General features: G+C 40.3%; 13 protein-coding genes and 5 pseudogenes. 9 read left to right on the top strand and 9 right to left on the bottom strand.

Annotated features, from left to right (window positions below):
* Positions 1-7 precede the first annotated feature (7 nt).
* The 5 genes and pseudogenes from ACU8V8_RS13200 to ACU8V8_RS13180 all read right to left on the bottom strand — a co-directional run bounded on the left by ACU8V8_RS13200 (position 8) and on the right by ACU8V8_RS13180 (position 6546).
* Complete coding sequence (locus ACU8V8_RS13200) at positions 8-1849, bottom strand: methyl-accepting chemotaxis protein (protein ID WP_446887817.1); 1842 nt, start codon at positions 1847-1849, stop codon at positions 8-10.
* 138 nt (positions 1850-1987) lie between these two features.
* Positions 1988-3269, bottom strand: a pseudogene (hemL, locus tag ACU8V8_RS13195) (glutamate-1-semialdehyde 2,1-aminomutase).
* A 44-nt stretch (positions 3270-3313) separates the two neighbouring features.
* Entirely contained in the window at positions 3314-4330 is a 1017-nt protein-coding gene (locus ACU8V8_RS13190) for an aspartate carbamoyltransferase (RefSeq protein ID WP_446887816.1), read from the bottom strand.
* Positions 4331-4411: 81 nt separating this feature from the next.
* Positions 4412-4846 carry a CopD family protein gene (locus ACU8V8_RS13185; RefSeq protein WP_446887815.1) on the bottom strand — a complete coding sequence of 145 codons (435 nt, stop codon included), beginning with the start codon at positions 4844-4846 and terminating at the stop codon, positions 4412-4414.
* An 18-nt stretch (positions 4847-4864) separates the two neighbouring features.
* Positions 4865-6546 (bottom strand): annotated as a pseudogene (locus tag ACU8V8_RS13180) (chloride channel protein).
* A 161-nt stretch (positions 6547-6707) separates the two neighbouring features.
* On the opposite strand from ACU8V8_RS13180, the gene ACU8V8_RS13175 reads away from it, so the two are divergent.
* The 5 genes and pseudogenes from ACU8V8_RS13175 to ACU8V8_RS13155 all read left to right on the top strand — a co-directional run bounded on the left by ACU8V8_RS13175 (position 6708) and on the right by ACU8V8_RS13155 (position 13325).
* Complete coding sequence (locus tag ACU8V8_RS13175; RefSeq protein WP_446887814.1) at positions 6708-7793, top strand: DKNYY domain-containing protein; 1086 nt, start codon at positions 6708-6710, stop codon at positions 7791-7793.
* Positions 7794-7928: 135 nt separating this feature from the next.
* Complete coding sequence (gene erpA / locus ACU8V8_RS13170; protein WP_054205543.1) at positions 7929-8267, top strand: iron-sulfur cluster insertion protein ErpA; 339 nt, start codon at positions 7929-7931, stop codon at positions 8265-8267.
* A 133-nt stretch (positions 8268-8400) separates the two neighbouring features.
* Positions 8401-9492, top strand: a complete 1092-nt coding sequence (locus ACU8V8_RS13165) for an efflux RND transporter periplasmic adaptor subunit (RefSeq protein WP_446887813.1) — start codon at positions 8401-8403, stop codon at positions 9490-9492.
* A gap of 3 nt (positions 9493-9495) precedes the next feature.
* Positions 9496-12577 (top strand): annotated as a pseudogene (locus ACU8V8_RS13160) (efflux RND transporter permease subunit).
* A gap of 508 nt (positions 12578-13085) precedes the next feature.
* Positions 13086-13325 (top strand): helix-turn-helix domain-containing protein, encoded by a 240-nt coding sequence (locus ACU8V8_RS13155; protein ID WP_058560149.1) that lies wholly within the window; start codon positions 13086-13088, stop codon positions 13323-13325.
* Positions 13326-13379: 54 nt separating this feature from the next.
* On the opposite strand, the gene ACU8V8_RS13150 is transcribed toward ACU8V8_RS13155, so the two are convergent.
* Genes ACU8V8_RS13150 through ACU8V8_RS13135 form a run of 4 tightly spaced genes read right to left on the bottom strand, consistent with a single transcriptional unit; the run spans position 13380 to position 17155 of the window.
* Entirely contained in the window at positions 13380-14765 is a 1386-nt protein-coding gene (locus ACU8V8_RS13150) for an AmpG family muropeptide MFS transporter (RefSeq protein ID WP_446887812.1), read from the bottom strand.
* Positions 14766-14823: 58 nt separating this feature from the next.
* On the bottom strand, positions 14824-15444 hold the full coding sequence (locus tag ACU8V8_RS13145; protein ID WP_446887811.1) for a peptidylprolyl isomerase: 621 nt from the start codon (positions 15442-15444) through the stop codon (positions 14824-14826).
* Between the two features lie 2 nt (positions 15445-15446).
* Positions 15447-16004, bottom strand: coding sequence for a YajG family lipoprotein (locus ACU8V8_RS13140; RefSeq protein WP_446887810.1), 558 nt, complete (start codon positions 16002-16004; stop codon positions 15447-15449).
* A gap of 2 nt (positions 16005-16006) precedes the next feature.
* Complete coding sequence (locus ACU8V8_RS13135) at positions 16007-17155, bottom strand: methyltransferase (protein ID WP_446887809.1); 1149 nt, start codon at positions 17153-17155, stop codon at positions 16007-16009.
* 43 nt (positions 17156-17198) lie between these two features.
* Between ACU8V8_RS13135 and ACU8V8_RS13130 the strand changes: the two are divergent.
* The 4 genes and pseudogenes from ACU8V8_RS13130 (at position 17199) to ACU8V8_RS13115 (ending at position 21187) form a co-directional block, all read left to right on the top strand.
* Positions 17199-17797 (top strand): annotated as a pseudogene (locus ACU8V8_RS13130) (alpha-ketoglutarate-dependent dioxygenase AlkB family protein).
* 60 nt (positions 17798-17857) lie between these two features.
* Positions 17858-18169 carry a BolA family protein gene (locus tag ACU8V8_RS13125; protein WP_446887808.1) on the top strand — a complete coding sequence of 104 codons (312 nt, stop codon included), beginning with the start codon at positions 17858-17860 and terminating at the stop codon, positions 18167-18169.
* A 100-nt stretch (positions 18170-18269) separates the two neighbouring features.
* The gene (fabV, locus tag ACU8V8_RS13120; RefSeq protein ID WP_446887807.1) at positions 18270-19463 is read left to right on the top strand and encodes an enoyl-ACP reductase FabV; all 1194 of its coding nucleotides are present in this window, start codon (positions 18270-18272) and stop codon (positions 19461-19463) included.
* Between the two features lie 381 nt (positions 19464-19844).
* Positions 19845-21187, top strand: a pseudogene (locus ACU8V8_RS13115) (Na(+)-translocating NADH-quinone reductase subunit A).

The raw sequence follows: 21187 nt of genomic DNA, 5'->3' as shown, positions 1-21187 counted from the left end.
AAAGCTGTTAAGCTTTAAACTTACTCATTGCATTTGATAGCCGCTCTGATAACAGGCTTAACTTCTGAGCATCACCAAGGCCTGATTGAGCAGATGCTTGTGTCTGTATCGCAAGAGTACTTATTTGCTCTGCGTCATTGAGTGCTTGAGCTGTTGCCTTTGATTGCTCCTGAACTCTTTGGGCAATAAGCTCACCTTGTTGCTCTATTTCTAACATACTGGTTTGCGCATTTTGTAGTACAGAATTGGTACTGTTAGCTGAGTTAACGCATTCAGCCATTTTAGTTACGCTAGTTTGCATTTTTTGTTGAGTATCATCGGAAGCTTTTTGTAATGAGCTGATAATTTGATGGATTTCTTGAGTTTGTAGTTGGGTGCGTGATGCCAAAGTACGTACTTCATCAGCGACCACAGCAAATCCACGACCTTGCTCGCCAGCTCGAGCAGCTTCAATGGCAGCGTTGAGAGCGAGTAAGTTGGTTTGATCTGCTATTTCACTAATTCCCTTACTTACATTACCGATGTTTTGGCTATCCGTTGCTAATCGGTCTAATGCTTTTTGATTTTCTTTAAATTCAATTTGTAAGTCTTCCATGTACTTAGCAAGTTCCATGGTATTAGTTGAACTTTCTTTAACATGTCCGGCAGCGCCTTGTGCAATATGCATTGCTTGAACTGCCGACTCCTCGACAGCGTGAGCACTGTTTGACATATCACTAAGGGCACTGTGTATCGCACTCACGCGACTTTGTTGTTCAGTCACATCTTCACTTGTTTTATAGCTTGTTTGTTCTAAAGAGTGTGTAGCTTCACTTAAATCGACAGTTGTGGTTTTTACGTCCGCTAATAATTGAGTAAATGCTTTAAGTAGTGCATTGTAACGAGCCGTAATTATACTCATTTCATCATTACCGAGGGATGCTAAGGTCGCACTTAAATCACCATCAGCAGCTTGTTCAGCCGCATTAGCGAAGCGAGTGATTCCACCAACAACAGCCAAATAAAAGCCAATCAATAGGTAAGCTGCGCTAAGTAAGCATATGAATGAAGCAATTAATACGATATTTCTTATCATGCGCTGCTGCTGCAGTTTATCAGTTATTAGCTTTGTAAGGGTTGGGATGCTTTGGTTTATAAGTTGTTGTAAGTCATTTTGGACGGTGCTGTAGTAACGGGAAAATTCAATTTTAGATATCGATAAATTGTCTGGCTCCAGCATTTTATTATCGATAATGTTTTTAAATTGAGTAACACTTTTTTGAAGTTTTGATAGTAAAGGGGATAGCTTTTCATCAACCAAGGGGTTTGCATCTGTCGCTATAGTAAGTGTTTTTTGCACTTGTGCTTGGTACTGAGGTAATGACTTCGTTAAATTTGATAACGCTATAAAGGTCGTCGGAGTAAACGCTTGGTTATTTAGAACAGTATTAGCACTATCATTAGCTAAATTTATTTGCTTGATGAGCGCGGGGATTCTAGTAACCAATACGCGGTTTAAGTAAGCACTTGATAAGTGTTCATCAACAGCGAGTTGAGATTGAATGGAGATTAACTCTAGCGCATCAGTATATTGCTCATCCCTTACATTAAAACCATATTCGCGAGCAATTACAGCGCTTTTATTAACTTTTCCAGCCATTTGGTTATTAAGTAAAGTTTCATAGGTTTGTAGGCCTTGACGCTTCATCGTGGAAATATGTATGCTTTCAGTTAGTAAGCTGAGCAAGAAAAATAAACTTAATGCCAGCGGAGCGAGTAAAATACCAAACACTAAACCGATTTTAGTTTTATATTTTAAGTGTTCCATCAAGTTGATGGCAGGGGCCGTAAAGTGTCGTAATCCTGGCATAATGCTCTCTTGTTATGGGCAAATGGGCTGGGTAAGTAATATAAGACCGAAGAGCTTACTACTTTCATTCACTAATATTAGCCTAAAAACAAAAAAAAGCCCTTACGGGCTTTTTTATAAAGAGCGTTAAACAATGTGTTAAAGCTTGGCGAATACTCGATCAGCGGCTGCAATGGTATCGGCTATTTCTTGCTCTGAGTGTTCAGAGCAAACAAAGCCTGCTTCAAATGCTGATGGTGCTAAGTAGACACCTTCTTCTAGCATTAAGTGGAAGAACTTTTTAAAGCGTTCTAAGTCACATTGTGTCGCTTGTTGGTAAGTGGTTACTTTTTCTTGCTCTGTGAAGAAAAATCCATACATACCACCGGCGTAGTTAGTGGTCAGTGGAATGCCCGCTTTTTTCGCTGCCGCTTCAAAGCCTTCACAAATCGCTTTGCTTTTTGCTTCAAGCTCATCATGAAGACCGGCAACCTCAAGTAGCTCAAGCGCTTTTAAGCCAGCAGCCATAGCAATAGGGTTACCAGAAAGTGTGCCAGCTTGATACACAGGGCCTACAGGGGCGATGTAATCCATGATTTCATTCTTACCACCAAACGCGCCTACAGGCATGCCGCCGCCAATGACTTTGCCTAAACAGGTTAAGTCTGGCTTGATGTTGTAATACGCCTGTGCGCCACCAAGTGCGACACGAAATCCAGTCATAACTTCATCAAAAATAAGCACTGATTTATATTCATCACAGACTGCACGCAGGCCTTTTAAAAAACCTGGTACTGGTGGAATACAGTTCATGTTACCAGCAACTGGTTCTACGATGATACACGCGATTTCATCGGCGTATTTTGCAAAAAATAGCTTTTACTTCATCCAAGTTATTAAACGAAACCGTTAATGTATGTTTGGCAAAGTCTTCAGGGATACCTGGGGAGTTAGGTACACCCATAGTCAGTGCGCCAGATCCCGCTTTAACTAATAAAGAGTCGGCGTGACCATGGTAGCAACCTTCGAACTTAAGAATTTTATCACGGCCAGTGTAACCACGTGCTAAGCGAATGGCGCTCATGGTCGCTTCTGTACCAGAGCTTACCATGCGTACTTTTTCAATTGATGGCACCAGCTGTTTTACTTTCTCCGCCATGAAAATTTCGGTTTCGGTAGGCGCGCCATAGCTTAAGCCATTTTCAACGGCTTCAAGTACAGCCTTTTTAATTGCTGGGTGATTGTGACCCATGATCATAGGTCCCCATGAACCTACATAATCGATATAGCGATTGCCATCAGCATCAAAAGTAAATGGTCCTTGGGCTTTGGTAATAAATAGTGGCGTACCACCTACACCGTTAAAAGCACGTACCGGTGAGTTCACGCCACCAGGGATTGAATCTTGGGCGCGGGCAAATAAATCTTGGCTAATTGTCATGAATATTCCTATTGAGTTTTCATGGTTACATTGAAATAGTGGTTTTAGTCGTTACGTTTACGGCTAAACCATGGTACTTCAACTTCATAGTTTTCTACTTTGTCAGCAACATCTAACGTTAATGCAAATAATGCCATGCGGATCAATACTCCGTTTTGTACTTGACGGAAAATCGCTAAATTGTCATTACTGTTTAAATCGTTATCAAGCTCATTGGCTTCTAAGCGGCTATCACGAGGTAACGGGTGCATAAGCACAGAGTTAGGCTTGCAGTGAGCGTTATAAATTGACTGACTGATGCGGAAACCTCCGCGGTATTTATTGGCTTCTTCTTGTGATGGGAAGCGCTCTTCTTGAATGCGAGTTTGGTAAACAATATCGGCAGCTAAATTGCCTTCCATTTTATCGACAATTTCGATTTTATGACCGGCATTATCGACAGCGTCTAAAATATAGCTCGGCATTTGCAAGCCATCAGGTGCGACCATTGAGAATTTTACGTCTTTATAATGGCACAATAATTTAGACAATGAATGAACAGTACGGCCATATTTTAAATCACCGACTAATGCAATATGCATCCCATCAATGCCTTGCTCAAATCGATTAAGCTCACGCTCGATAGTTAATAGATCAAGTAGTGCTTGAGTAGGGTGCTCGTTCGGACCATCACCGCCGTTAATAACAGGCACTGAGCAACCTGTCGCAAACTCTGCCACTGAGCCGGCATCTGGGTGACGCATTGCTACAGCATCGGCATAAGCTGAAATTACACGAGCAGTATCGTAAAGTGATTCACCTTTTGCCAAAGCAGAGCTTTGCATTCCCGTGGTTTCACGTACTAGGCCGCCTAATAAATTAAAGGCAGTACCGAAGCTTACGCGGGTACGGGTACTTGGTTCAAAGAATAGGTTTGCTAAGATTGCGCCTTCTAACACATTGGTACGCTTTTGCTTTTTAGCGTATGGTTCCATTTTTTTGGCTACTGAAAAAATACGTTCAATACAGTCTCGGTTGAGCTGATTAACAGAAAGAATATTTTCACCTTCGAAACTTAACATTGGGGTTATCCTATTACATTGAAAAGGGGCGCGATCAACCATTAATGATGGACGCACAATCGCGCGATATTATAGCAAATTTTACAAGCTGGGTTTAGTTATGGCTAAAAATACGATAGCAAGCAGTACTAAAACAGGAAGTTCATTGAAAATACGATAAAAACGATCACTGCGTTTATTGCGGTCGTGTTTAAAGTCAGCCAATAACTTAAAGCAATATGCATGATAAAGGTACAAAACAATGACCAGAACTAACTTATAATGTAACCACATACTGTATTTAAACCACTCACGGCCGTATTCAACAATCATCAATACACCAAAAACAGCTGTTAATACGGCAAAGGGGGTGATAAAAAATAGTAATCGACGCTCCATTATCTTCAGCATCGAACTACATGATTTCTCTTCGTTCATTGCGTGATAGACAAAAAGTCGAGGTAAGTAAAAAATGCCAGCAAACCAGGCTATCATAAAAAATACATGTAAGGCTTTGTAAACGAGTAAGGCGCTCATAATGTTCTCTTTAGTTTGTTACAGTAAGCTATTACGTATGGTGAGGATATGGCGGATCTGATCCCAACGCATAATTCCCATAATCTGTTGGTTGTCGAGTAAATTATATATATATACAGCGCCTGTGCGCTTATCTTTTAATATATCAAATGCATCAGCGAGTGTGGCTTGGCTGCTTACACCTTGTAAATTGATATAATTTATCGAGATATTTTGATCTGACATTAAACTCAAGTCATATTCAGCTAAGCGATAACCATTTTCTTCATCATAAACAATTAACGGGGTTTGACTGTTAACTGCATCAAGGCTTGATTTAATTTGTTCTTTGTCGTCAGAGTAGAGTAACTTAAAGTTCTCATCCATTTCATCCATCACCCCTACTTTTTGCAAGGCTTCAGTGGCAGGGGATACATGGTAGTTAAGCCCTTGAAAATCTAGCTGTTGTAAAAATATTGAACGATTACCAAAAAACTGCAGAGCGGTTACATAAGCTGTTGATATCACTAACATTGCAGGCACTATTATCTCAGGGCTTGAGGTTAGCTCCATAACGGTTGTAAGGGCTGCAAGTGGAGCGTGTAATGTTGCAGCAAGTAATCCAGCCATGCCCAGAACACTGTAAGTACCCGATATATCTATCCCCGGACTAATAAATTGGGCGAAAAATGCCATCAGTGTGCCCATCAATACGCCAAGTCCAATAACCGGCCCGATGATCCCACCAGGAATACCTAAACCAATTGCAAACAGCGTTGCAAACAACTTAGCAATTAAAATCGTTGTGAGCAGTTGTACGTCATCTGGTGATTCAACGGCTATGGCGATTGCGCTCATCCCTGAACCCATGGAGTGAGGAACCATATAAGCAATTAGACCCGCGATTAATCCCGCTAAAAGTAAGCGAGGAAACATACTCAATGGCTTAAATGTGCGAATAATTAGCATTAAATTTTGGTTAAATGCAAACGCGACTGCGCCTAACGCCATCCCAAACAAAATTAAGAATGGGTAATGCCATCCACTTAAGGCGGTAACAGTAATAAGCTCAAGTTCTGATGCATCACCAAAAACGAATTGAGTCGCTAGGGCGCCAGTTGTAGCTGCAAGCATTATAGGTACGAATATGTGAACTTTATATTCACGTAATACCACTTCCATAACAAATATTACTGCGGCTAAGGGGGTATTGAATGATGCAGCGATACCTGCTGCAACACCACACCCACTTAGAGTGCGCATGGCATTATGCGGAAGATGGAGCTTATCTGCTAGCAAACTCGCGCCTGTTGCCCCCATGTGCACTGATGGGCCTTCACGCCCCACTGAAAAGCCGCTTATTAAAGCCAGTGCACCACCCACAAATTGGTTTACCGTATTATAAAGCGGCATTTGGCCGTAGTTGTGTTTGATTCTATGAATTACAAAGGGAATACCTAGGCGGTAGTGTTTAAAACCTGTGAATGCGGCAAATAAGGCTATCAAGAAAGCGGCGCCAACCGGCATAAATAAACGTTCTAGGGGGGGAGAGTGCTAAAATCATCAGGCGTTTCGAGAAATAACCCCTGAAAAAATAAAATAGTTAAACGAAATAGAATGATTAAAAACGCTGCAATTAATCCAGCACTTACGCCAAGTAAGCACAATTGCACCGATGTTTTTGGCTTTGCCAAGCGACGCCTAAGCGTTTCAAGCCACATGCATTCTTCCTCGCCATTTATTTAACGAGAGTTTATCAAAATAGTCAGGCGAAGTCCTTGAGATTTTTACAGGTTTTTCACTTAAAGCAAATTGATTTTGGGTATGGCTTAAGGTAGTTTGCAAAATCACCGAAACGGATATTCAAATTAGGAGGGGCTCTATGCACATCGTAATGAGTATTATAACTACCTTCGCGTTAATGGCGTGGCCTCTAATAGTAATGATGTCGCCAATGATGCTAGCAGCTCCAGGCTCACAAGATAATAAAACGACTGTGTTAAGTGTTATGTTATTTTTGCTCTACCCCGTCGCTATATTCATTTTTCTGGGCCTGTTTGGCATTAATTATTTAGGCTTAAATAGCTTTTTGTTAGCAAAAATTAGCGCGATTGTTGTATCTGTGATTTTCGTGTTTTTTGGTTATTCCAGTTTGTTTATTAATATGATTAAAGGGGTGCCTAATAGTGGCTATGCAGTTGTGAATGACACTGTATATTTTAGTGGTAAAGAGCTCACCGGAGCAGACCCTAATAGTTTTACTGCTTATGATGGGCAAGATTATGAAAATGAGCATTCAGCATCACTGTATGCCAGCGACAAACATAGCTTTTATTACTTTGGTAAGCGGGTAGAAAATGTTGATCCTTGCAATATAACAGGACGATTAATCGGTCATACATTATATTGGTTTAATGACACGCAAGTAGTTTTAAGAAATCAAATAATCGAAGCGGCAAATCCTCACACTTTTGCAAGCCTTGATGAAAATTGGAGCTATTCAGAAACAGATGGTGAGTATACTATTTATTATAATGCTGAAAGATTGAAGTCTGCTGATTTTGACTCTTTTAGAGTGCTTTTTGGCGCATACGCTACAGATAAAAGTCACCTTTATTATGGGGCGGATATTATTGCCCCCGAAGCTGACTTAAAAACGTTCGAAATACTCACTACACACTATGAGTTCGCACATGATATAAATAATATTTACTATTTATCTGGCAGTGAAACCCATGCTGTTGAAGGGCTAGACCCTAACACTTTCGAAGAGTTGAAACGCAGTTACATTAAGGATAAAAGTGCAGTCTATTACCATAGCTATAGTGATGGTGTACAACGTATTAATGAAGCTGACGTCACAAGTTTTGCAGTAACGGATTATGATGAAACAACACATTCAGACGCGGGTGATAAAAACTACTACTATATGCGTGGCGAAATTGTCGCTGCAAAAACTGACTTTTAACTAATCTTAGCAAAGGTGAGCCGATGCAACTGAAGATAACCTATTTAGAAAAGTAATCCGCAGTTGTTTACTATACTTGATTAAAACACTAGGGTATTAGATAATCGCGCCATTAGAGTAATTGAGGGGTTGGGTATGTCAGAAGAATTACCGATTAAATTTAGCGATGCTGCGGCTGTTCGTGTAAAACAATTAATTGATGAAGAAGAAAATCCTGAGCTTAAGCTGCGTGTATACGTTACAGGTGGTGGGTGTTCTGGATTTCAATATGGTTTTACTTTTGACGAAAAAGCTAACCCAGGCGATTTAGAAATCGTAAAAAATGGCGTAACTCTTGTAGTTGATCCTATGAGTATTCAATATTTAGTCGATGGTGTTGTTGACTATACTGAAGGCTTAGAAGGTGCTCGGTTCTTTGTCTCAAATCCTAACGCAACCACGACCTGCGGGTGTGGCGCTAGTTTTAGCGTTTAACAAATTATAAAAACCGCTTCAAAGCGGTTTTTTTGTACCTGCATTCTTTTATATTGCCCTAAGACTCCTCCTTAACCTATTATTACACTCATATTGCGCATCGATAATTAATATCTAATAAGGAAACACTGCGTTGAAAAAGCTTGCCAAGCAACTCGAACGAAAACCCTACATTTTAGCTTTATTTATTATCGTTTTTATTGTTATTTGGATGAGCTCTGGTAGCTCTCAGACAAGTAGTGAAGAAACAACTAAAACAGTGGAAAAGGTTGCAAAAGTACAAGTTGTTAAACTTGTTGCGCAAGATATAAAAAAAACATTATCGTTCTATGGTAAATCGCAACCGGATAAGTTGGCAAAAGTAAGTGCTCGCCAAGCAGGGGAAGTTGAAAAAATTTATGTTGAAGAAGGTCAGTTTGTAGAACAGGGAGCGCTCATTTTAGAATTGGATAAATCTGATTTAGCAGCTCAAATAGGCTCTGCAACAGCACTTTTAAAGCAATATACCGCAGAGTACGAAGGGGCGCTGTCGCTACGTGATCAAGGGTTACAAGATAGAGTGCAAACTATGCGCAGCGAAGCGGTACTTGCACAAGGAAAGGCGCGGTTAGCTGGGCTCGAATTACAACTTCAGCGGACAGAAGTTCGTGCCCCATTTAGTGGCATTATTAACAAACGCGTTGTGCAAATAGGTGACTATGTTGGCATTGGTGACCCAATTTTAGAATTAGCGGATCTCGACCCATTAGTGGTAAGAGCGAATGCAACACAAAAAGAAATACTCGGCTTAGAAGTTGGCCAAGTTGTGCATGCCCATGTGTTAAATGATAAAACTTACCCTGGTAAAATTCGCTATATCGCCTCAGTCGCTGATGAAAGTACCAATACGTTTAGAGTTGAAGCTGCATTTTCAAACCCAAATATGAGCTTTAAAGCGGGCTTTTCAACGCAGCTTGATATTGAATTGCACTCAGCTCCGGCCATGTTGCTTAGCCCTGCTTATATGGCGCTCGATGATGAGGGAAACATTGGCGTAAAAATCATTGATGATAAAAATAAAGTGGTATTTAAAAGTGTTGAACTTGCCAAATCGACCGCCGAAGGGGTTTGGCTTTGGGGTTTAGGTGAAACAGCGAATGTGATAACCCTTGGCCAAGGCTTTGTTCGAGAGGGCGATATTGTTGAGCCTGTATATATGAACGTAGATGATGAAGCTAGCGAGTAAGCGATGAAAAACTTAATCGAAGCATCGCTCAATCATACTCGTACAGTACTGTCTATATTCATATTGTTGTTAATTTCAGGTTGGGTAACGTATCAAAATATTCCAAAAGAAGCTAACCCAGATGTAACCATTCCGTTTATCTATGTCTCTATAATTCATGATGGTATCTCCCCGAAGATGCTGAGCGTTTACTTGTTAGGCCAATGGAAATTGAATTACGCTCAATTGAAGGAGTAAAAGAAATGACGGCCGTGGCTAGTGAAGGGCATGCCTCGGTTACCCTTGAGTTTCTGGCTGGAATGGACCCTAAAGAGGCGCTCGCTGATGTACGTGACCGAGTGAGCCTTGCCAAAGCCAAGTTACCTTCTGAATCAGAAGAGCCCGAAGTTCATGAAATTCTGATGGAAGATGAGCAGCCGACAATTACTCTGACACTCTCTGGCGATTCACCTGAACGAGGTTTATTGACGCTTGCGCGAAACTTAAAAGATGAACTTGAAAGTATCTCGAGTGTATTAGAGGTTGATGTGGGAGGCGACCGTGAAGATATGGTCGAAATTGAAGTTGATCCACTTGCGATGATCTCTTATGGACTAGAACCAAACGATATTATTCAGTTGTTATCTAATAATAATCGCTTGGTTGCTGCGGGCACTTTGGATACCGGTAAAGGGCGTTTTGCAGTAAAAATACCGTCAGTATTTGAGACTATTCAAGATGTAATGGAGCAACCAGTTAAAGTCGTTGGCGATAGAGTTGTGCGCTTTATGGATGTGGCAAAAATTCGTCGTGCATATAAAGATCCAAGTTCTATCGCGCGTATCAATGGCCGCCAAGCTGTGTCGTTAGAAGTGAAAAAGCGTGCGGGTGAAAACATTATCGACACAGTGGCACAGGTCAAACAGGTCGTTACTCAAGCTCAAAAAATATGGCCAGATCATATCCGCGTTGATTACACCGGGGATATGTCAAAAGATGTAGAAATGATGCTTTCTGACTTACAAAATAATGTGTTATCAGCTGTATTGCTGGTGGTCATTGTGATTGTTGCTGTACTGGGGGCGCGCACTGCATTTTTTAGTTGGAATTGCGATACCAGGCTCTTTTTTTAACGGGCATTTTAGTCATATCTCTATTTGGTCTAACAGTGAACATCGTCGTGTTATTCGCATTAATTATGGCGGTTGGTATGTTGGTGGATGGTGCCATAGTTGTTACTGAATTTGCTGATCGGGCTATGAGTGAAGGAAAGTCTCGCAAGCAAGCTTATAAAATAGCCGCAGAGCGTATGGCATGGCCTATTATCGCGTCTACGGCAACCACCTTAGCCGCCTTTGCGCCGCTGATATTTTGGCCTGGCATGATGGGTGAGTTTATGAAGTACTTGCCAATTACATTAATTGCGACATTAACCGGCTCATTATTAATGGCTTTAGTTTTTGTGCCTACAATTGGTGGCTTAATTGGTAAAACACGCCCATTAACGGCGCAGCAAAAAAGGGATTTAGCATTAGCTGAATCAGGTGACTTAACTCAATTGTCTGGGTTTTCGGGGCGCTATGTTCGGTTACTTAACCGAGCGATAAATAGCCCTTGGTGGACATTGTTGGCGGCTATTGCGTTCTCTATTGTAGTGTTTTTTGCCTTTGGTGCTTCTAAGTTAGGTGTTGAGTTTTTCCCTGATGTTGAACCAAATGGCGTGAACATAAAAGTGCGCTCTTACAGTGATTTGTCTATTTATGAAAAAGACGTGATTATGAAAGAGATCGAAACGCGTATTTTGGATGTGCAAGGAATTAAAACGCTCTATGCCCGTACTGGTGGTAAAGACCAGATTGGTACATTCAGAATGAACCTAAAAGATTGGGATGAGCGTGCTCCTGCCGAAGACATTATTAGTCAGGTAAATGAGATCACTGCAAGCTTTGCTGGCGTTGAGATTGAACTGCGCAAAGATGAAAATGGCCCCGGTGGTGGTAAGGCGCTGAGTATTGAGTTAAGTTCGAAATTTCCTGAGGTGTTAAATCAACAAGCTAAAGTTATCCGCCAAGTAATTGAAAATGATGGGGCTTTTAGAAATGTTGACGACACCGCATCAAAGCCAGGCATTGAATGGCAACTAAAGCTTAATCGTGCTGATGCTGCACGCTTTGGTGCCGATGCGGCGATGCTCGGGGCAAATGTACAATTGATCACAAATGGTTTAAAACTTGGTGAGTACCGCCCAGATGATGTAGATGATGAAATTGATATTCGAGTGCGTTTTCCTCATGATAAACGTGATTTAGGGCGTTTAGAAACATTACGTGTTAAAACAATGCACGGGCAAGTACCCATAACTCATTTTGTTGAGCGCAACGCTGCGCCAAAAGTAGATACCATTCGTCGGGTAGATGCCCATCGTGTCGTCACTATTAACGCTGATATGAAGGTTGGTGAACAGCTAGCAAAGGCACTGCCTAGATTACAAATACAGTTAGAAGAGCAGGGATTAGATCCAAGAGTTAAAATAAAGGTACGCGGTGAAACTGAAGATCAAGATGAGTCTGAAGCTTTCTTAAAAAATGCATTTTTAGTCGCGTTGTTTGTTATGGGGATCATCCTGGTCACTCAATTTAATAGTTTTTATCAAGCATTTTTAATTCTCAGTGCTGTGTTATTTTCAACAGTTGGGGTCTTTCTTGGCTTATTTGTATTGCAGCAGCCATTTGGTATTGTAATGTCAGGCATTGGGGTGATTTCATTAGCGGGTATTGTTGTTAATAATAATATTGTATTAATAGATACTTATAATGTTTTACGTAAGCAGGGGCTGGCAGTAGAAGATGCAATTTTAAGAACTGGAGCACAACGTTTAAGACCTGTATTACTGACGACTGTTACAACCATTTTAGGGCTAATGCCGATGGTGCTACAAGTCAATATCGATTTATTTAATCGCACGATCGATTTTGGTGCGCCATCGACCCAGTGGTGGGTACAACTTGCTACAGCTGTTGCAGGAGGGCTCTCATTTGCAACGGTACTGACGCTTGTTTTAACCCCGTGTTTATTAATGCTACGTGAGCGAAAAAGTACTAATTAGCTCAAATTAAGTCACTCACTATTGATGAGTGACTTGAATCATTAGGACAAAAAAACCTAAAATTAAGGCTGAAAAGCTTAAAATGTATATAAAGCCTTTTTTACCTTGTTTAATTGGAACTCCATTTTTCTTAAGAAAAAAGTACCAAACTAAGCAAAGTGTAATGGGTAATAAAAAAAGTAACCGGAACATATTTCTTTCTCCTCGCTTTATTTTTACATGTTTACATCATAAATCACTAATTTTAAAAGTAAAAATAATTTGTCGTAAAATAGGTTCATTTACATAAATTATTTGATACATTAAAGAGGAACGAATAATCGAGTATTTACTTTATTGTTTGTTTTACAATAATTGAATGGGGATAAAAATACGAAGCTTGAAATGGAGTCGGCTCGTAATTTTTTATTCAACAGTAGTAGTTATAGTATATAATGTATCCAAGAGTGAGACGGGCAAATTTCATTCTTAATTTAATTTTAAATCATCTAAGTAGGAGATGTTTTTTATGATGGGTAAAACAGTTTCTTCAGAAGAAAACTCAAAGTTGACCAAATGGCTTAAAGTTAAGCGCCATGAAAAGGGTCACACAATGCGCAGCCTTGCACAAGTTCTTGGTACGCCGCACTCTTTTATCGGTAAAATTGAAAACCAAGAGCGTCGTTTAGATGTGATTGAATTTTTACGCTATTGTGACGCGTTAGAAGTTGACCCATATGAAGGGTTAGGATTACTAAAAGAAGATTAATTATTAGTCTCCTTTATTAATTTTTAGGTAAGTGCAAGGAAGCGCTTTCACACTTTATTTATTATTGTTGTGATAGCTATTTTCAAGCTCATACAATTTATGCCTAATAAGATATAAAAACACTAACGACGGCAACACCATTAATGCTGTTAAAATAAAGAATAATGACCAGTTTCCACCTAGCCAATCATCAATTACTACGCCACTGTAACTCGAAAGCAAAGTTCTACCTAAATTTCCTAAAGACGCTAACAGCGCATAGTGTGTTGCGCTAAAAGCACGGTCGCAGAGCATTGATATAAATGCCACCATAGCCACTAAAGACCATGCTTGAGTGAAACCATCAACAACAATAGCCATAGCATATAAATGCTCTTGTGGGCCTGCCACTGCAATCCAAGAAAACATTAAGTTAGAAGCCGCCATCGCGACACCACTTATAAAGAGGCCTTTAACTATGCCGTATTTATGGTTAAAAATACTGCCTAAAAAGGCAAACACAATGGTAATTAATCCTGTACCAAGCTTGGAGTAATTTGCTATTTGGGTATTGCTAAAACCGACCTCTTTATAAAATACAATCGACATACGGGCTAAAAATGCTTCGCCAATTTTAAATAAGAATATAAAGGCAAGCAGTGCTAAAGCTGTTTTAACTCCGTTACGAGCAAAGAAGGTTCTAAATGGGTCTATTACCGTGACCGCTAGCCAGGCTACGACTTTAGCTGAATGTGAGTCTTGATGATTAGCAGCAAGCTTTGCTTGATAGATGCGCTCAAGTTCTGCATGGACTGCTTCACGATTTGATTTAGGCTCTTTTGCCCAAAATACACAGCTCATCAGTAAGAGCATTAAAGCAGCTAAAAAATAATAGACTTGCGGCCAACCAATACTCGGAATATCCGCCATATAAAAAGGGATCGCGCCGAGTAATGCATAACCACTCCACCAACCTGAAGTTGCCATTGCAGCAGCAGCTGTGGCTTTGTGACTTTCATTTTCCTCGAGTGTATCAATCCTGAAGGCATCAATAGCGATATCTTGGGTGGCAGATGCGATTGCTATGAGTAAGCATAAAGCAGCTGCGATTGCTAAGTGGTCGGTTATATTTAGCCCTGCTAATAAAAGTACGCCAATTAAAATAAAGCTTTGGCAAAAAAGGATCCAGCTACGGCGTTGACCGAGCCAATTATATAATAGAGGGAGTTTGATTCGATCAACTAAGGGAGACCATAAAAAATTAATACTATAAGCACCAAAAACAATGCCGAATAAGCCAATCATACTGCGGCTCAAACCTTCATCTTTTAACCATGCAGACATCACAGAGCCAATTAATACCCATGGAAAACCGCTGCTCATACCAAATATGAAAACGTTAATTAATCGCTTGTCTTTAAAGTAAGAAAAATATTCAGTAATAGATAAGTTGTTTTTCATAGCGCCTTCATTGGCAAAGAGGGATACAAGGGGCTTTAATTTGTCAGCCCCATTAATTTTATAAAGGCGTTGGCTCTAACACAGTCATATTTAAAATCACCACAGGGGTTTTAGGTACAAAGTCATAACCAATTTTATCGTTGAAACCGGTTTCTACTTGCATGATTTTATCAAGCGTTTCATAACCATCCATTACAGTACCAAAGACCGCAAAGCCCCATTCACGTCCAGGGTTTAAGTGGTCGTTATCATCCATATTAAAAAAGAACTGGCGCGTGCCTGAATGAGGTTGTCTATCTTGGTAAGCCATTGCAATACTATACATATCGTTTTTAGAGCCATTACCACTTTCGTTAAAAATAGGGTCGCCTTCGTAAACACCTTCATAGTCTTTATCGTAGCCACCGCCTTGAATTACAAAGTCACGATCGTTTTCCATATCACGTTCAACGCGATGAAATACAGTGCCTTTATAGCTGCCATCCATTACATAAGTCAGAAAGTTATTAACCGTGATAGGGGCTTTAGAGCGGTCCATTTCAATGACGATTTTCCCCATCGTCGTTGTTATTTCAACACGTGGGAACATATTGTTCTTTTGTACAAAGCGGCCTTCTGTGGCGGCCAGTAGATTTTGGCTAATTAATAAAAATGCGCAGAATATAAAAAGACGTTTCATGTTTAACCTTCTAAAAATGCTAGTAATTCAGGATCTGATACCATGCGGGTAATTAATTGTTCAGTCAATTTATTCAACTGACCTTCTATTTTAGCTCTATCGTGACCAAGCGGGCCTTCAAGATTAGCATTACCGCGGTAAATTTTACTAAAGTTGCTTGAGCTTCGGATGACTCGAACGCCTAACTCTATTTTGGCATCACTGGTATGAGTCACCATTTGTTCGGTAACAACGGCTTGCAGCGTATGTATGTCTACCTCAAAGCGTGTGGTCGCTAGATTAGAAATACTGGCACCATTACGACTTAAAGCGCTATCTAAAATACTTTTAATTGATTCTGTTATGCCCTGGCTGGCAATGGTTTGTGTTTTATCTGAAGTAATTAATTTTAGAGTTGCTGGATCGCCACGTAAATCAATAACACTGGTACTAAGGCTTTGGCTAATAGTGCTTATTTTCCCGCCTTGGTATACCGGGTTTAAGATTAGTTGATTCGGTTGGCTACTACTGCAACCTCCTAAGGCTATTAAAATACAACAAGGTAAAATGTAGTTTTTCATTTCTATAGCATTCCATTATTTTTCGTTGCACTTAAAACGACGAATTTCTTATTTGAGCCAAGTAATTGGCAATTGCCAAACATGCGCTTTAGCTTGTCATGATAATCCAGATGACGGTTGCCAATAATACGTAATTCTCCGCCATTTTTTAAGGTATCTTTTGCTTGTTTAAACATTTGCCATGCAATATGGTCGGTCACAGCTTGTGCCTGATGAAAAGGCGGATTACATAAAACAATATCAACACTTTCACGTTCAAACCCGGTTAAACAGTCGTTTTCGATAAATGAGCACTGTTCAAACTTATCTTCCATATTGAGTTCAACGTTTAGTCGTGCAGATTCGACTGCCATATAAGATTCATCAACAAAGGTGATTTCAGCATTAGGGCAGCGTGATAATGTCATTAATCCTACTACACCATTACCACAGCCTAAATCAATAATTCGCTTTGCTTTGCTCGATTGCGGCAAGTAATTAAAAAAGAACCGTGCACCTATGTCTAACGAGTCACGTGAAAACACATTCGCATGATTGCTTATACTAAAGTCAGTTCCTTCAAGTGGCCAGTTTACTGGGAAGTCAGCTGCTTTATAGCCTCCGGTAGCTTGGCTTATAATTAAGCGTGATTTTTTAACCGCTAAACTTGTTTTGGTCTCACCAATATAATGCTCAAACGCTTTAATGGTCGAATTGTGAATATCTTTTGTTTTACCTGCACCAATAACGGGAGTGCCCGGTGCAAGCACTTCGCTGAGTTCTGATAACTGATATTGCATAAACCCGAGCGTGCGCGGCACCTTTATAAGCACTAAATCAACGTTTTCAGGTAGCGCTGATAAACTGTCCAGTTGACTAAAATTCGCTGTGGCAATTTTGTTTTCAGCTAAGTTATACGCAGCAGCTTGATGGCTAATATAAGAATCATTGACTGAACAAACTGTTAATCCTTGTTTACTAAAGTAACAAGATAAAGCACCGAAGCTGTCATTAAAAATCAGCAATGAGCGACAATCGGGGTAATGTTCAGTAACATAGTCAACAAGGTACTGATCAGCAGAGTCCCAAGCTTGTAAGCTACGGTTTTTTTGATCTAGCGGAAAACGTTCAAGAGTAAAGGTTGTATCGCCGAGCTGTGCTTGCGTGGTCATAATAGTTTAGTGATCAGTAATCAAATGATAGGTAAATTCTAACATGCAACGGCCAAACGCCAACCCCCAACAGTTACCAAATGGCTTTTCTTATCAAAGAAGGGCGCTTAGTGCGCAAAAAGCCTCGATTTATTTTATCATCTACAGCAAAACTTGCCTTGGCAACAACCCATCACTACAGTATATGGCCGAACAGGGCCTATTCCGCGGCTGCAATGTTTTATCAGTGATAATGACATTGAATATGGTTATTCGCAGAGTAAATTAATTGTTGAACCTTGGCCTACAGCATTGTTGGCTATGCGAAAACGGCTAGAGCAGCATTTACAGCAGCCTTTTAATTCTCTATTGGTTAATTATTACCGCGATGGTAATGACACCATGGGTTGGCACAGCGATGATGAAATAGAGCTTGGCTCTGAGCCTACTATAGTATGTGTATCACTCGGTGCAGAGCGAGCACTTAAGTTAAAACATAAAGCCAGTAATAAGATCAGTGAAATAAAGTTACAAAGTGGTAGTTGTTTAGTGATGCATGGTCATAGCCAACGAGATTTTCAACATGCTATAGCAAAGCAAACCACCTTGGGTCATCCTCGTATCAGTTTGACGTTTAGGTATATTTTACCAAAACCCAACTAGCCAATTTACAAGCTTAGTTGTTATAGTAGAGCAATAAATCTGTTTTAAAGTGATCGTTTTATGTCTATGCAGCAACAAATACAAAGTAAAATTGCCGATGCAATTGCTTGTAAACACCTTAATGTAGTTAACGAAAGCCATATGCACAGCCGTGGTGAGGATTCTCACTTTAAAGTTATTGTCGTCAGCGAGGAGTTTAGCGGCAAACGTTTATTGCAACGTCATCGTCAAATTAACGAAGTTTTAAAAGATGAATTAGCTAATCATATTCATGCGTTGGCCATTCATACCTTTACCCCCGATGAGTTTTGCGAGCAAGAAGGCAATGTTGCTGATTCGCCAACGTGTTTGGGTGGCTCTAAATTAGATTAACGGCCAGGTCTGAGAGTATTGAATACTGATCAGACCTGTATTTTTACAATTAGCCTTTAAACTAGCGCTAATTTTTATTGAGATAGATATAGGATGATCAATGGTCATTAAGCCTAAAATTCGCGGATTCATCTGTACTAACGCCCACCCAGTAGGCTGTGCAGAGCACGTACAAGAACAAATTAACTATGTAAAACAGCAAGGTGAACTAAAAAATGCGCCTAAAAATGTACTAGTTATTGGTGCGTCTACAGGCTATGGCCTTGCATCGCGTATTACTGCTGCATTTGGTGGTGGTGCAAAAACCTTAGGTATTTTCTTTGAAAAAGAAGGCACTGAACGTAAAACAGGTTCTGCAGGTTGGTATAACACTGCGGCATTTCAAAATGCAGCTGATGAAGCTGGCCTTTGGTCTAAAAATATTAATGGCGATGCGTTCTCAAACGAAATTAAACAAAAAGCTATTGATACAATTAAAGCTGACTTAGGTAAAGTTGATTTAATTATTTATAGCCTTGCATCTCCTCGTCGTACAGATCCAAATACGGGTGAAACGTATTCTTCTACACTTAAGCCAATTGGCGATGCGGTGACGACTAAAAACCTAAATACGTCAAAGCGTGAAATTGATGAAATAACAGTAGAAGCAGCTAGCCAAGACGATATCGACAACACCATTAAAGTAATGGGCGGTGAAGATTGGGAAATGTGGATTGAGGCACTTAAAGAAGCCGACGTATTGGCTGATAACTTCAAAACCACGGCTTATACCTATATTGGTAAAGAGCTAACATGGCCAATTTATGGTCATGCTACAATTGGTAAAGCAAAAGAAGACTTAGACCGTGCCACTGTAGCGATAAAAGAATCTACTAAAGCGCTTAACGGTGAAGCGTATGTATCGTCACTCAACGCGGTAGTCACACAGGCAAGTTCTGCCATTCCTATCATGCCACTTTACATTTCTGCACTATTTAAAGTGATGAAAGCAGATGGCACCTATGAAGGTACGATTGAGCAAATTCATAGTTTATTTACCGAGAACCTATATGGTGATTCACCACGCTTTGATGAGGGCGGCCATTTATTCCAAAACTACAAAGAGTTGGAAGATGATGTGCAAGCGCGTATTCAAACTGTGTGGGATAGCGTTACAACAGAAACAATTGATGAACTAACTGATTATGTGGGTTATCACAATGAGTTTTTACGCTTGTTTGGTTTTGGTATCGACAGCGTTGATTACGAGCAAGACGTAGAGCCTGTTGCACACATTGTAAACATGATTGACTAATTCTGTTCGTTAATTAAAAAAGTCGCTACGGCGACTTTTTTATTGCCTGTCATTTATTGTTAAGTTTATTTACGGTTATTTTCTGTTTAATTTTCATCCTTACTCGCGGGCAATTACACTTTGGTCTATATTGAATTTTATTCAAATGTAGCTATTGAGCTAAATTACTGCTCCTGTCGTATAAATTTCATATTTACACTCGCATAGTGACCCTGATTGGTGTTAAAATTCGGGCAATATATGTGAGGAGTTTTACTGCGTTGCTTGCTTTGTATCTTAAACAGGCAGTTCTTTGATATCTTGAATTTGCTTGAATAGTCAAAAAGCGACGTGGTTGGTACGATTTTTCAGTTTCTTTCCGTTAATGTAGTGCAAGTGCGTATGATCAACATAAAAAAAGGTCTGGACTTACCCATAGAGGGCGCACCTCAGCAAGTTATTCATGATGGCTCAGCCGTCAAACGTGTAGCTGTGCTAGGTGAAGAGTTTATTGGTATGCGTCCAACCATGCATGTTCGTGTGGATGACCAAGTTAAAAAGGCCAGGTACTTTTTGAAGACAAAAAGAACCCAGGTGTATTATTTACTGCCCCAGCTGCTGGTACAGTAAAAGAAATTAATCGTGGTGCAAAACGTGTGCTGCAATCTGTCGTTATTGAAGTAAATGGCAGTGAGCAAATCACCTTTGACTCTTTCAAGGCCGATGAGCTTTCAAGCTTAGACCGTGAAAAAGCCAAAGAAGTACTAATTCAGTCAGGCCAATGGACAGCACTTCGTGTTCGCCCATTCAGCAAGGTAGCGGCAGTGGATGCAAATCCTAGCTCTATTTTTGTGACGGCTATCGACACTAATCCATTAGCTGCAGATCCTGCGGTTATTATTGCCGAAAATGCGCAAGCATTCGAAGCGGGTTTAGCTGTGGTATCTCGTTTAACTGACGGTAAAGTATTTGTTTGTAAACAAGCTGGTAGCCAAGTACCTAGCTCATCAATCCCTCAAGTAGAAGTACATGAGTTTGGTGGCGTACATCCGGCTGGCCTTGTTGGCACACATATCCATCACTTAGACCCAGTATCTGCAAGTAAGCAAGTTTGGCATATTGGTTACCAAGACGTTATTGCGTTTGGTCACTTATTCCTTACTGGTGAAATCAACACAGATCGTGTTATTTCTCTTGCCGGTCCACGTGTTAAAAACCCTCGTTTAGTGAAAACTCAACTAGGTGCTGCACTGGATGATTTAGTTGCAGGCGAATTAGAAGACGGCGATAACCGTGTGATTTCTGGTTCTGTTTTATCAGGTGCTATTTCTGCAGGTCCTCAAGCATTCTTAGGTCGTTACCATGTTCAAGTATCAGTATTACTTGAAGGTCGCGAAAAAGAATTGTTTGGCTGGATCCGTCCAGGTAGCGATAAATTCTCAGTGACACGTACTTTCTTATCTCACCTTGCGCCAAGTCGTTTATTCAAAATGACAACGTCAACAGGTGGTTCAAAACGTGCCATGGTGCCAATTGGTAACTATGAGCGTGTTATGCCGTTAGATATTTTACCAACGCTTTTATTACGTGACTTAATCTCACGTGATTTAGATGGTGCTATCTCATTAGGCGCACTTGAACTTGATGAAGAAGATTTAGCGTTATGTACCTTCGTTTGTCCAGGTAAATACGAGTATGGTTCAATCCTACGCGATTGCTTGACTACGATCGAGAAGGAAGGCTAG

Source organism: Pseudoalteromonas sp. SaAl2, from assembly GCF_052947895.1.
This window is presented reverse-complemented; position numbering and strand designations above follow the sequence as displayed.

Coding starts and splice junctions, on each gene's coding strand:
- ACU8V8_RS13185 (WP_446887815.1), bottom strand. CDS start 4,846: ATGAGCGCCTTACTCGTTTACAAAGCCTTACATGTATTTTTTATGATA.
- fabV (WP_446887807.1), top strand. CDS start 18,270: ATGGTCATTAAGCCTAAAATTCGCGGATTCATCTGTACTAACGCCCAC.
- ACU8V8_RS13145 (WP_446887811.1), bottom strand. CDS start 15,444: ATGAAACGTCTTTTTATATTCTGCGCATTTTTATTAATTAGCCAAAAT.
- ACU8V8_RS13135 (WP_446887809.1), bottom strand. CDS start 17,155: ATGACCACGCAAGCACAGCTCGGCGATACAACCTTTACTCTTGAACGT.
- ACU8V8_RS13200 (WP_446887817.1), bottom strand. CDS start 1,849: ATGCCAGGATTACGACACTTTACGGCCCCTGCCATCAACTTGATGGAA.
- ACU8V8_RS13125 (WP_446887808.1), top strand. CDS start 17,858: ATGTCTATGCAGCAACAAATACAAAGTAAAATTGCCGATGCAATTGCT.
- ACU8V8_RS13190 (WP_446887816.1), bottom strand. CDS start 4,330: ATGTTAAGTTTCGAAGGTGAAAATATTCTTTCTGTTAATCAGCTCAAC.
- ACU8V8_RS13175 (WP_446887814.1), top strand. CDS start 6,708: ATGCACATCGTAATGAGTATTATAACTACCTTCGCGTTAATGGCGTGG.
- ACU8V8_RS13150 (WP_446887812.1), bottom strand. CDS start 14,765: ATGAAAAACAACTTATCTATTACTGAATATTTTTCTTACTTTAAAGAC.
- ACU8V8_RS13140 (WP_446887810.1), bottom strand. CDS start 16,004: ATGAAAAACTACATTTTACCTTGTTGTATTTTAATAGCCTTAGGAGGT.
- ACU8V8_RS13155 (WP_058560149.1), top strand. CDS start 13,086: ATGATGGGTAAAACAGTTTCTTCAGAAGAAAACTCAAAGTTGACCAAA.
- erpA (WP_054205543.1), top strand. CDS start 7,929: ATGTCAGAAGAATTACCGATTAAATTTAGCGATGCTGCGGCTGTTCGT.